This window comes from Streptomyces smaragdinus, assembly GCF_009604385.1.
Taxonomy (GTDB): Bacteria; Actinomycetota; Actinomycetes; order Streptomycetales; family Streptomycetaceae; genus Streptomyces; species Streptomyces smaragdinus.
This window is the reverse complement of record NZ_WEGJ01000052.1, coordinates 22,961-35,376: the sequence shown is the minus strand read 5'-3', so window position 1 is coordinate 35,376 and position 12,416 is coordinate 22,961. Positions and strand designations below refer to the sequence as shown.

Annotated in this window: 9 protein-coding genes; 5 read left to right on the top strand and 4 right to left on the bottom strand. The window is 72.7% G+C overall.

Going from position 1 to position 12,416, the window contains the following annotated elements:
• Positions 1-36 precede the first annotated feature (36 nt).
• Together SRB5_RS32815 and SRB5_RS32810 are read left to right on the top strand one after the other, a co-directional pair.
• The gene (locus SRB5_RS32815) at positions 37-1,683 is read left to right on the top strand and encodes a DUF4246 domain-containing protein (RefSeq protein WP_456114919.1); all 1,647 of its coding nucleotides are present in this window, start codon (positions 37-39) and stop codon (positions 1,681-1,683) included.
• Positions 1,684-1,773: 90 nt separating this feature from the next.
• Positions 1,774-2,439, top strand: a complete 666-nt coding sequence (locus SRB5_RS32810) for a hypothetical protein (protein WP_153457132.1) — start codon at positions 1,774-1,776, stop codon at positions 2,437-2,439.
• 3 nt (positions 2,440-2,442) lie between these two features.
• Here SRB5_RS32810 and SRB5_RS32805 read toward each other — a convergent pair whose 3' ends face one another.
• Together SRB5_RS32805 and SRB5_RS36055 are read right to left on the bottom strand one after the other, a co-directional pair.
• Entirely contained in the window at positions 2,443-4,719 is a 2,277-nt protein-coding gene (locus tag SRB5_RS32805) for a tetratricopeptide repeat protein (RefSeq protein WP_194293104.1), read from the bottom strand.
• 90 nt (positions 4,720-4,809) lie between these two features.
• Positions 4,810-5,331, bottom strand: coding sequence for a hypothetical protein (locus SRB5_RS36055; RefSeq protein WP_194293103.1), 522 nt, complete (start codon positions 5,329-5,331; stop codon positions 4,810-4,812).
• A gap of 73 nt (positions 5,332-5,404) precedes the next feature.
• Between SRB5_RS36055 and SRB5_RS32795 the strand changes: the two genes are divergently transcribed.
• The 3 genes from SRB5_RS32795 to SRB5_RS32785 all read left to right on the top strand — a co-directional run bounded on the left by SRB5_RS32795 (position 5,405) and on the right by SRB5_RS32785 (position 10,144).
• Complete coding sequence (locus SRB5_RS32795) at positions 5,405-6,571, top strand: winged helix DNA-binding domain-containing protein (protein WP_407704023.1); 1,167 nt, start codon at positions 5,405-5,407, stop codon at positions 6,569-6,571.
• 87 nt (positions 6,572-6,658) lie between these two features.
• The gene (locus SRB5_RS32790; protein WP_153457129.1) at positions 6,659-8,257 is read left to right on the top strand and encodes a succinic semialdehyde dehydrogenase; all 1,599 of its coding nucleotides are present in this window, start codon (positions 6,659-6,661) and stop codon (positions 8,255-8,257) included.
• A 66-nt stretch (positions 8,258-8,323) separates the two neighbouring features.
• Positions 8,324-10,144, top strand: coding sequence for a GMC oxidoreductase (locus SRB5_RS32785; RefSeq protein ID WP_407704022.1), 1,821 nt, complete (start codon positions 8,324-8,326; stop codon positions 10,142-10,144).
• A gap of 113 nt (positions 10,145-10,257) precedes the next feature.
• Here SRB5_RS32785 and SRB5_RS32780 read toward each other — a convergent pair whose 3' ends face one another.
• Positions 10,258-11,172: an alpha/beta fold hydrolase gene (locus SRB5_RS32780; RefSeq protein WP_153457128.1), complete on the bottom strand. Its 915-nt coding sequence runs from the start codon at positions 11,170-11,172 to the stop codon at positions 10,258-10,260.
• 373 nt (positions 11,173-11,545) lie between these two features.
• Positions 11,546-12,304, bottom strand: coding sequence for a hypothetical protein (locus SRB5_RS32775; protein ID WP_153457127.1), 759 nt, complete (start codon positions 12,302-12,304; stop codon positions 11,546-11,548).
• Between the last annotated feature and the right edge of the window lie 112 nt (positions 12,305-12,416).

Sequence of the window (12,416 nt, the reverse complement as noted above, 5' to 3'; positions counted from 1 at the left end):
ACGCCCTCCGGCGTAGCCGCCGTCACGCCCGCGAGGATGAAGCCCGCGTGGGCGATGTACGAGCCGCGCGCCGATGCTGCCGGACCAGCGGTAACGGGAACCAGGGCGGTCTTGTCGGTGCCTTCCACTATCGTTCCGGGCACCGGACATCGACTGGGAGGATCCAGAGAGTTGAGTGAGCAGGCCGCCTTTCCCATACCGTTTATGGCTTCGCGTGTCATGGCGTTCGCCGAGCCCCGGACGTTGCGGGAGCATCAGATGATGCGGTGCAGCGCCGCGATTCGGTCGAAGCCGGAGTGGTTCGTCAAGATGAACGACCCCGAAATCGTGGCCCGGTGGCGGCGGGAGGCCGGCGAGCGGGGCATGACCGGGGCTCAGGTCGATTACGTGATCGATGAGCTCGCGTATTACGCCGGGTTGCGGGACGAGGCTTCCGGGATTCAGGTGTCCGATGTGGACGGGGTCTGGTATTCGGACCAGCTCGTCGATGACGGGCTCAGGGATCGGCTGAAGGACGCCGTGCGGGTGCTGGAGGATGTTCCCGAGGGGGAGAAGGACTGGCATCCGGGGTCCGACGGGCAGGTGTTGGACCTCGTGCATCCGTCGCTCTTCTGCCTCGTGAAGGACGCCAGCGGCGGGCCCGAGCGGGCGTGGAAGGAGCCGGAGTACCGGTACGCGAAGTACGAGTTCTCCAAGAAGTTCCAGTGGCTGCCCACGGACGTCGAGGTCAACGACGAGGGCGCGGCCACCTTCCGGTCGTACGTCAACAACGTCCACCCCGAGGACCACCGCGAGCTCGCCGCCGTGCTGCCGGACGTGTTCGCCCGGATGGTCCCGCTGTGGGAGAAGGTCCTCACCGACCTGCGCAATCCGCGGCCCGTACGGATCAAGACCGACCCGTACGGCTGGTACGACTCGGAGCCGGAATACCCGGACCGGGACGCTTTCGGTGACGACAAGGAGGCCCTCAAGGAAGCGATGGACGCCTGGTCGACGGCCCAGGACGAGTGGTGGGAAAACCGGGCCCCGGTCATTCCGGACGCTCCCGCCTTTACCCCGCCCGAGGTGCCCGACGCCGCCGCCCGGGTCAATCTGCGCGGACGTGATCTCCAGGTCATCGTCAAGCTCGCCACCATTCACCTCACCCCGGAAAAGCCCGAGTACCCCGGTGGTTCCTGGCATGTCGAGGGAATGCTGAACGAGCGGATCGTCTCCACCGGTATCTATTACTGGGACAGCGAGAACATCACCGACAGCGAGCTCAGCTTCCGGGCGGTTCTCAACGACCCGAGCTACGAGCAGAACGACGACAACGGCCTGCGCGACGTCTACGGCCTGGAGGACGAGGACCAGCTCAACAAGATCCTGGGAGCATCCGCGACCCCGGCGGGCCGCTGCCTCGCGTTCCCGAACATGCTCCAGCACCGCGTCGGCGACTTCGGTCTCGTGGACCCCACCCGGCCGGGGCACCGCAAGATCCTCGCGTTCTTCCTGATCGACCCGTCGCAGAAGGTCGTCTCGACCTCCGACATACCGCCGCAGCAGCCGTGGGCCGAGACCTCGACGATGACGCTCGAGCAGGCGAAGGCGTACCGCGAGGAGCTGATGCAGGAACGCAAGTTCTTCGTCGACGAGCACAACGAGGAGCTGTACGAACGGGAGTTCTCCCTCTGCGAGCACTGACGTGCGGAGGGGGCGCGGTGTCCGCGGACTGTCCGCAGAGCCGACGCCGCCCGGGCCGGGGAGGGGGTGCCGTTCCTACGCTCGGGAGCTGTGACGCAGACGATTTCCTCCCCTGTCCTGAGCCCGCACGGCGCCCGAGGTCCCCGGGCGGGTCTTGCCGCTCTCGGCGGGGTGATCCTGGGGGCCGCGGTTGTCGGGGCGTTCTGGCTGTTCACGGGGGACAGCCAGGACGCCCCCGCGAAGCCGTCCGGACGCCCGCTTGCTGTGCCGGAGACGCTCATCGGCCTCAGCCACGCGGAGAAGGCTCTCGCATCGAAGCCGAACCAGGCGCAATATCTCGATCGGGTCCGGACCGAAGACCGGCGCAGTGGTGAGCTGCTGTCTCAGGCATATGGCGGAGCGCCGGCGTTCTGGCAGAGCTATTCCGCCAAGGACTTCGGGATACAGCTTCAGTTGAGCGCCGTACGGGCATCGTCGCCGCGGCTCATGTTGAGGTATCTGGATCTTCAGGCGATCAGGCAGGCGCGACCGCAGGAGGAGGTGGTTGTCCATGGGGATGTCGATTGCATGGTCATCAACTCGAACGTTCTGGACGAGGACATCAAGCCCGAGGACGTTCGGGTGATGTACTGCCAGCGCTCGTCGCCGTACCTCACCGTACGGATCACGGTTCACACGGACATGAGTGACACGTACATTCACCGGCCGGAAGCGACGGCCGCGCTGGTGAACCAGATCTGGGCAGACCTGAACTGACCCTCACCGCAGCGGCCCGCCGCCGTCCGCCGACGGATCGCGGCCGGGCAGGAGCCGCGCCGCCGCGCGGCGGCAGTCCGTGGCCGCCTCCGGGCGGGACGACGCGGCGTGGACGGAGGCCAGGAGGCGCAGCGTCTGGGACTGGCGGAAGCGGTCGCCCGTGTCGCCGAAGACGCGGATCGCCTCGTCCAGTTCCGTGACCGCCTCGTCGAGGGCGCCGCGGCCGAGGTGGACGCGGCCCAGGACCAGGCGGGCGCCGCCGGGGCCCCAGGTGTCGCGGGTGGCCTCGAAGTAGGTCAGGGCCCGGCGGGCCTGCGCCTCCGCGTCTGTCCAGCGGGCGGTGTCCGCCAGGGTCATGGCCAGGCGCCAGCGGGTCATCGCCATGGCGCGGTCGTCGCGGGCGGTGGCGCAGGCGGTGAGGGCGCGTTCGAGGGTGGCGAGGGCCTCGTCGTGGCGGCCCGTCATGCGCAGGGCGTAGCCGAGGTGGCTGAGGGCGGTCGCGGTGCCGATCGGGTCGGCGTGGCGTTCGCGCAGGCGGAGGTCCTGTTCGTGGTAGGCGACCGCCTCCGGGAAGCGGTCCGTCTCCCAGCGGCAGAGCCCGAGCTTCGACAGCGCGTCGCCCTCCTCCCGCCAGTTGCCGTCCGTACGGGCCAGCTCCAGGGCCTCCTCGTGGCACGCGATGGCGTCGGCCGGGCGGCCGAGGAAGGCCAGGGCGTAGCCGAGGGCGTTCAGGGCGCAGGCCGCGAGGGCGGTGTCGGTGGTGGCGAGCCGGCGTATCGCGCGGGCGCAGCGGGCGAGTTCGTCCCAGCGGCAGCCCAGGTCGTAATACCAGACCATCTCGGTGAGCAGCTCGCTCAGCGAGGGCTCGGCGGGTACGGCCGACAGGCCCTCCAGTACGGCGAGCAGCGCCTCCGCCTCGTCGTCGAGCCAGGTCAGCGCCGCCTCGCGGCCGCCGTCGTACGGGCCGCGCGCCGGCGAGACGGCGAGGGCGGCGGCCAGGGCGGTGGTCAGCAGCCAGTCGTGCAGCGCGGTCGTCACCGTCTCCCGCTCGTCCTCCTCCTCGGCCAGGCGCTGCTCGGCGAACTGGCGTACGAGGTCGTGCGGCCGGTACCGGCCGGGGCGGGCCGTCGGGGTGAGCATTCCGGCGCCGGCCAGCCGCGCCAGGGCGTCGGCCGCCTCGCGCGGGGGGACGCCGCCGAGCAGGACGGCGGCGGCGCCGGCGCCCGTCCCCGTGCCGGGGAGGAGGGCCAGGCGGCGCAGGAGGGTGCGGTCGGCGGGGGCGAGTTCGCGGTACGAGCGGTCCAGGGCGGCGGACACCGGGCCGAGGCGTTCGTCGCGGTCGCGCAGCTGTGCGGCGAAGTGGGCGAGGGGCCAGTCGGGGTGGGCGGCGAGGCGGGCGCCGACCACGCGGAGGGTGAGGGGGAAGCCGCCGCAGCCGTCGACCAGGCGGGCGGCGGCCGCGGGATCGTCCGTCAGACGTCCGGCGCCGGCGATGCGCTCCAGGAGGCCGGCGGATTCCGGCGCGGGCAGCGGCGTCAGCGGCAGGCGGATGGCGCCGTCGAGGCCGTCGAGGGGGTTGAGGCTGGTCACGAGGACCAGGGCGGGGCCGGAGCCGGGGATGAAGGGGCGGACCTGGGCGGCGTCGCGGGCGTCGTCGAGGAGCAGGAGGGCGGGTTGGCCGGCGAGCTCGGAGCGGTACATCCGGGCGAGGTCCGCCGCGTCGCGGGGGATGCGGGGTTCGGGGACGCCGAGGCGGCCGAGGAGGCGGCGTAACGCGGGGGCCGGGGGCACGGGGGTGCGTACGCCGGCGTGGACGCGGTGCAGTTCCACCCACCACTGGTGGCCGAACGCCGTCCGGTGGGCGGCGCGCAGGGCGAGGGTGGTCTTGCCGACGCCGGAGAGGCCGTGCAGGACGACGACGGTGGGGTGGGGGGCGTCGGCGGCGTGTGCGGCGATGTCGTCCAGGCGGGCGAGCTCGGCGCGGCGGCCCGCGAAGTCGGCGGGCCAGGGCGGGAGCTCGCGGACGTCGGGGCGGTGGTCGCCGGCGCGTTCGCGCAGGGCGCGGTTGAGGAGGGTGCCGAGGGTGCCCTCGCCGAGGCCGAGCTCGCTCTCGTACTGCCGGACGATCCAGGTGGGCGGGATCCGTCGGCCCTGCTCGTACGGGGAGAGGGCACTGTGCCCGTACCCGATCCGCCGCGCGAGCTCCCGCTGCGACACCCGCCGGCTCTCCCGCGCCCCCTTCAACGCCCGCCCCAGGAGCGCCAGCGCCGACTCGGTCATGCACCCTCCCCCGCCGCGATCTTCGGGGGTCATTCTCGCGGAGGGGAGCGGCGGAATGGGATGGTTCCGGCCATTGCGGGGCTCCGGCGGTCATGGATATTCGGCGAAGACCGCTTCGGCGTATGCGACGTGGACGGTGGCGTCGAGCCAGCGGGTCAGGGTGTCGGGGTCGGTGCAGGCCATGATTCGCCGGCGGGCCTCCTCGCACAGGGGCAGGCCGCGTGCGGTGAGGACCCGGACGATGCCCGTCGCCAGGCCCCTGGCGTAGGCATCTGCTCGGCTTTCCGCCTCACCTTCCGCCTTGCCGGCGAGGTAGGCGCGCTCGAGGAGGGTGCCTCGGAGGTTGTCGGCGGGTGAGCCGTCGGCGAAGAGCTCGTTGATGCTGCGGACGTGGATGGTGCGGTCGAGCCAGCGGGTCAGGGTGTCGGGGTCGGTGCAGGCCATGATTCGCTGCCGGGCCTCCCCGGAAACGGGCATGGTTTTGTCGAGGATGCGGACGATGGCATTCACGCGGTCCTCCGCCCAGCTGTTCACCCGGCCCCGTTCCTTGCCGGCGAGGAAGGCGCACTCCATGAGGGTGCCGCGGCCGGGAAAGAAGTTGTGGAATGTCACGAGTCCCCTCCCGGGTGGTTGCGGAAGATCTGGTGCGTGGCTTCACGGGTCGTGCTCACCATGGGTGAAACGTATGGGCGGGTCGGGGGTTGTACTCGCGGCGTATGGGAGGTTCATCCGATTGGATTGCCTCGGGGTAGCGGGGGGACCAGGCGGAAGGTGGCCGATGGTGCGGGACGTGCGGTTGGAGTGGGCGCGGGCGCAGTTGGTTGGGGGTGGGGTGCGGGCCGGGTCTGTTGACGGGGTTGTGCGGCAGGTGTTCGCCGTGCAGGCGCAGGATGTTCTGGCCGGGGAGCTGGGGCTGCGGGTGCGGGCTCAGGGGGTGAGTCGGGGGGACGTGCGGCGGGCGGTGGAGGGGGAGCGGAGTGTGGTGCGGGGGTGGTTCATGCGGGGGACGCTGCATTTTGTGGCCGCCGGGGATGTGCGGTGGTTGCTCGGGTTGTACGGGGAGCGGGTGGTCGCCGGGAGTGCCGCGCGGTATCGGGCGTTGGGGCTGGATGAGGCTGTTACGCGGCGGGCGTTGAAGGTCATCGCCGGGGCCGTGGCCGACGGGCCCTGTACGCGGGCCGGGATCACGGAGCGGTTGGTGCCGCTGGGGGTGGACGGGGGTGGGCAGGCGCCGGTGCATCTCATTCGGCGGGCCGCCCTGACCGGGGTGATCTGTGAGGGGCCGCGCGTCGGTGGGGAGCCGGCGTACGTTCCCGCCGAGGAGTGGCTGCCGCGCGGGGAGGGGCCCGTCGGGGAGGCTGCCGTCGTCGAGCTCGCCGTGCGGTACCGGCGGGCCTACGGGCCGGCCGCGGCGGAGGATTTCGCGGGGTGGGCGGGGCTGCCGCTGGGTATGGCGCGGAAGGCGTGGGCGGGGCTGAGGCCCGTACGGGCGGCCGACACGCCACCGGCGCCCCACAGCACCGCTCCCGCCGACCCCGGCACCGCGCCCACTGCTCCCGGCGCGGCACCCTCCGCAGGCGCCGACCCCGACCCCCGCCTCCTCCCCGCCTACGACGGCTACTGGCTCGGCCACCGCGACCGCACCCCCGCCCTCCCCGACGCCGCGGAGGCGCCCCGTACCCTCGCTCCCGGCGGCGGCCAGATCCGCGCCGCGGTCATCGTCGACGGCCTCTTCGCCGGCACCTGGAGCCGTACCAGGCAGGCCGGCGTCCGCGTCGACATGCTCCCCGGGGCCGTTGAACCGCACGGCCTCGCCGGCGAGATCCAGGACGTCGAGCGCTTCCTCGCGTGAGCGAGCCCCCGTACGCGCCAGCGATCGCTGGCAGGATTCTGTTACCGACGGGTACACAAGCGGCCCCCGGAGCCCTACCCTCGCCCTATGACCGACAACGCCCCCGACGGGAACCCCGCCGCCGCCCCCGGCCGCAGCCGGAGCGCCGCCGACGTCGTCACGCCCGAACTGCTGGCCCGGCTGACCCGTGCCGTACCCGGGTCCGGGGAGACCCGCAGCCACGCGCCCGCCACCGGCGAGGTGCTGGCCACGCTGCCCGAGTCACGCCCCGAGGACGTGGCGGCGGCGTTCGACCGGGCCCGCGAGGCACAGCGGGAGTGGGCCGCGCGGCCGGTGCGCCGCCGGGCCGCCGTGCTGCTGAAGTTCCACGATCTGCTGCTGACCCGGCAGGACGAGGTCATCGACCTCATCCAGCTCGAGACCGGCAAGGCCCGCCTGCACGCGCACGAGGAGGTGCAGGCGGTCACCATGGCCGCCCGCCACTACGGCCGCCGGGCCCCCGCGTATCTGAAGCCCAAGCGCCACACGGGCGCCGTCCCGGTCCTGACCCGGGTGCGCGAGCTGCGTCACCCCCGCGGCGTCGTCGGCCAGATCGCCCCCTGGAACTACCCCCTCGAGCTCTCCGTCGGCGACGCCCTCCCCGCGTTCGCGGCCGGCAACGGCGTCGTGATGAAGCCCGACACCGAGACCGCCCTGACCGCCCTGTGGGCACGGGACCTGATGATCGAGGCGGGGCTGCCGGAGGACGTCTGGCAGATAGTCATCGGGGAGGGCCCGGTCGTCGGACCGGCCCTCGTCCAGCACGCCGACTACGTCTCCTTCACCGGCTCCACCCGCACCGGCCGCGAGGTCGCCCAGGGCGCCGCCGCCCGGCTGATCGGCGTCTCGCTGGAGCTCGGCGGCAAGAACGCCATGATCGTGTGCGCGGACGCCGACCTCGACAAGGCCGCGGAGGGCGCGACACGCGCCGCGTTCGCCTCCGCGGGACAGCTGTGCATCTCCGTCGAGCGGCTGTTCGTACACGAGAGCGTCGCGGACGCGTTCCTCGAGCGGTTCGCGGCCCGTACGAAGGCCATGAAGCTCGGCGCGGCCCTCTCGTACGGGGCCGACATGGGCTCCCTGGCCGGCGAGCGTCAGCTGAAGGCCGTCACCCGGCACGTCGAGGACGCCGTCGACAAGGGCGCCAAGGTGCTGGCCGGCGGGCGGGCGCGCCCGGACATCGGCCCGTACTTCTACGAGCCGACCATCCTCGACGGCGTCGGGAAGCCGATGGCCGTGTGCGAGGAGGAGACCTTCGGCCCGGTCGTCTCGGTCTACCGCTTCGGCGACGAGGACGAGGCGATCCGCCGCGCCAACGCGACCCCGTACGGCCTGAACGCCAGCGTCTGGACGAAGAACGCCCGGCGCGGACGGGCGCTCGCCGCCCGGCTGCGGACCGGCACCGTCAACATCAACGAGGGCTTCGCCTCCGCGTACGGCAGCGTGCAGTCGCCGATGGGCGGCATGGGCGACTCGGGGCTGGGGCGGCGGCACGGCAGCGAGGGGATCCTCAAGTACACCGAGGCGCAGACGGTCGCCCACCAGCGGCTGGTGCCGATGGCGCCGTCGATGGGGATGTCCGACGAGAAGCACGCGGCGTTCATGACCCGCAGCCTGCGGATGATGAAGGCGCTGCGGCTGCGCTGACCCCGGTCCGGGGTGAGTACCGCTTTTTCGGCCGGGGGTTCGGGGGTTGTCCCCCGAAAAAACGCAGTGAAGGGGACAGCAGTGAGCAGCGCCCACGACTACGACGTCATCGTCATCGGATCCGGCTTCGGCGGCTCCGTCTCGGCGCTGCGGCTGACGGAGAAGGGCTATCGGGTCCTCGTCCTGGAGGCCGGCCGCCGCTACACGCCGCAGACGCTGCCGAAGAACTCCTGGGACCTGCGCCGCTATCTGTGGGCGCCGAAGCTCGGGCTGTACGGCATCCAGCGCATCCACCTGATGTCGAACGTCATGATCCTGGCCGGCGCCGGGGTCGGCGGCGGCTCGCTCAACTACGCCAACACCCTGTACGTACCCCCGAAGCCCTTCTTCGAGGACCGCCAGTGGGGCCACATCACCGACTGGCAGGCCGAGCTGAAGCCGTACTACGAGCAGGCGCAGCGGATGCTGGGCGTACGCCTGTCGCCGACGATGACGCCGTCCGACGTCCATCTGAAGGCCGCCGCCGAGAAGATGGGCTGCGGGGACACCTTCCACATGGCGCCGGTCGGGGTCTTCTACGGGGACGGCGAGGACGCCCGCGGGGTGAAGGCGGAGCCGGGCGGGGAGGTCCCGGACCCGTTCTTCGGCGGGGTCGGGCCGGCGCGGCGGGCGTGCACCGAGTGCGGGGAGTGCATGACCGGGTGCCGGCACGGGGCGAAGAACACCCTGACGCAGAACTATCTGTATCTGGCCGAGCAGGCGGGCGCGGAGATCCGGCCGATGACGACCGTCGTCGGGCTGACGGACCACGCCGACGGCGGGTACGCGGTCACGACCGTGCCCACCGACAAGCGCAGGCGCGGGCCGAAGACGGTGCTGCGGGCGGAGCGGGTGATCGTCGCGGCCGGTACGTACGGAACGCAGACGCTGCTGCACACCATGCGTGACACGGGGGCGCTGCCCCGGATATCCAAGCGGCTCGGGGAGCTCACGCGCACCAACTCCGAGGCGCTGACCGGCGCGTTCACCTTCCCCCGGGCGTGGCGCAAGCGGCGCGGGGACGAGGAGCTGGACTTCACCCGGGGTGTCGCGATCACCTCGTCCATCCACCCCAACGCCACCACGCACATCGAGCCCGTCCGCTACGGCAAGGGCTCCAACGCGATGGCGCTGATGTGCATCCCCGGCTACCACAACCGGCGCACCATGCTGGGCCGGGTGCTGTCCGGGATCTTCCGCGGCTATCTGCGTCACCCCCTCGCGGTGCTGCGGATCATCGGCGCCAACAAGTGGTCGGAGCGCACGATCATCGCCCTGGTCATGCAGACGGCCGACAATTCCCTCAACACCCACCGCAAGAAGCGCGGCCCCGGCAAGGGCCTGCTCACCGCCGAGCAGGGCCACGGCGAACCGAACCCGGTGCACATCCCGGAGGGCGCCGAGGCGGCGGCCCGGCTGGCGGAGGAGATCGGCGGCGTCGCGGGCACCAACATCGGCGAGATCACCAGCAGTCCGCTCACCGCGCACTTCCTCGGCGGCTGCCCGATCGGGGCGTCGCCGGAGGAGGGCGTGATCGACCCGTACCACCGGCTGTACGGGCATCCCGGGATCTCCGTCGTCGACGGCGCCGCGGTGTCGGCGAACCTCGGCGTGAATCCCTCGCTGACGATCACCGCGCAGGCGGAGCGGGCGATGTCCCTGTGGCCCAACAAGGGCGAGCGGGACACACGGCCGGCCCAGGGCGAGGCGTACGCACGCGTCCCCGCCGTCACCCCGCGCAGCCCCGCGGTCCCGGACACGGCGTTCGCGGCTTTGCGCCTCCCGCTGCTGCCGGTCCCGACGGTCCCGCGCCAGCGGGTGGCTCCGCCGGAGGGGGCGGAGGCGTAACCCGGCTGACGCCGGGGGCGGAGCCGTAACGCGGGCGTGGGCTCGACGGCGCGCGGGCGCGTCGTGGGGCGTCCGTGCGTAACGGAGACGATGCCGGCGTAACGGGCCCGGCCTCAGGCGCCCCCGCGTATCCCCCCGCAGTGCTCCGCGATCGCCGGGATCACCACGTCCCACAGCTCCGGCGGCGGTACCTGATGCCCCATCCCCGGCAGCGCCACCAGCCTCGCCCCGGGGATTTCCGCCGCCAGCGCCTCGCCGTGCGCGAGCGGGAACAGCGGATCCGCCGTCCCGTGCAGCACCAGCGTCGGCACGGCGATGTCCCCGAGCGTCCGGGAAGGTGCCGCCCCGGCGTCCGGGTCCTCGGCGACCCGCCAGTGGTTCGCCGCCGCCGCGGGGGCGGGGCTCCGGTCGAAGACCTGCCCCGCGATCCGCCGGATCCGCTCCTCGTCCACCGGCAGCTCGCCCGCGAACGCCCGCTGTCCGGCGAGCAGATACCCGATCACCGACTCCCGGTCCGACCAGTCCGGCTCCGGCGCCGGATCCCGGAAGTACGCCGCCAGCCGCTCGCTCACCGGCGGCAGCTCCGGCCGCCCGGGCCCCCGGTCGACGGCGGCCGTGGTCGCCACCAGGGTGAGCGTCAGCACCCGCTCCGGATACCGCAGCGCCAGCTCCTGCCCCACCCCGCCGCCCGCGGAGATCCCGACGAGATGCACGGCGACCACCCCCAGCGCCTCCACGAGCGCCGCCGCGTCCTCCACCAGGTCCATCCCGGAGTACCCCGGATCCCCCACAGGGAACGTCGTCGACCGCCCCGTGTCCCGGCTGTCGTACCGCACCACCCGCAGCCCCCGGGCGGCGAGTTGGACACAGAACCCGTCCTCCCACCAGTCCATGGACGCCTCGGCACCCCCGACGAGGAGCACCACCGGATCCCCCGGCTCCCCGAACTCCTGCACGCACAGCTTGATCCCCCGGACGGCGAGCAACTCCTGCTCCCCGACCCGCACGCCGCCCTCGACTCCGGCCATGTCGGTCTCCGTTCGTCGTGTCCGGATCTCCACGCTACGGCCCGGCACCGACAATCCCGCCCCCGACATCCGCCGGCCCCCGGACCGGCCCAAGGCCCGGCTGGGGGTACGGGGGTTACCCCCCGCAGAAAAGCAGCAGGGCCACCGACCGGCCCCGAGCGTCCCCGGGACCGGCCGTGGCCCGAGCGGTCGGCCCGCTGTCCCCTGCCGGCCGACCGCACCACGGGGCGGGTCCCACGGCGCACGATGCCGGGATGAGCTCCGCCGGCGCGCCCTCACGCCCCGCCGTCCGCACCCGCCCCGCGCAGGACGCGGCGGCTGCGAACACCGGGTTCAACGAAGGTGCGGGGGGCGGGTCACGGCCGGTCCGAGGTCAGCCGGCCAGCCGCTCGGCCTGCGCGCGGGCGACGTCCACCAGCACCGGGTCCATCGACATCGTGATGTTCCGCTCGCCGCACACGGCGGCCACCACCGTGTCCGCGCGCAGGGCGACACAGGTGCGGTGGTCGCCCGGTCCCTCGCGGACGGAGCGCATCCAGTCCAGGTGGTACGCCACCGTCTCGTCGGCCAGCCGGGGAGACGCGAACGGCTGCACCGAGCCGAAGTGTTCCTCGACGACCCCCAGCCGGGACGTGAAGCCCTTCCGGCAGGCGGACACCGCGGTACGTACCTCCGCCAGCGCGGCGACCGCCCCGGCCCGGTCGGCGTAGGAGGCCAGCCACAGGGCCCCGTTGACGCCGTCGACGGACTTCGGTTCGATCCCGTGGTGGCTCGTCGCCACCGGGGTGCCGGGCAGTTCGTAGCCCAGCATGCCCGCGAGCGGCTGACAGGCGGCGCGTCCGGCCTTGACGCCCTTCGCCCCGTTCACCTGCCCCACGAACATCGGACTCACCGACGCCTCGCTCACGTCGCCGGCGACCGCGAGCTTCGCCAGTTCGTCCTCCGGCGAGGCGGACGCCTTCGGCTTCGTGGACGCGGAGGGAGACACGGACGCCGACGGCGGCGCGGTCGCCGCCTCGTCGCCGTCACCTCCGCATCCCGTGAGGAGCAGGGACAGGGCGGCCACCGTGACGACACCGGATCTGCCGACGGCCGTACGGAGCGCACGCGCACCAAAAGGGGGGAGAGCCATGAAGACGTCCTGGGGAGCTCGGGGGTTGCTGCCTCAGCGAGCTGTGGGGGTGCGCGCCTCTGCCGGAATGGCATCCTCCATCCGCCCGTCATCCCATGTCAACGGACTGATC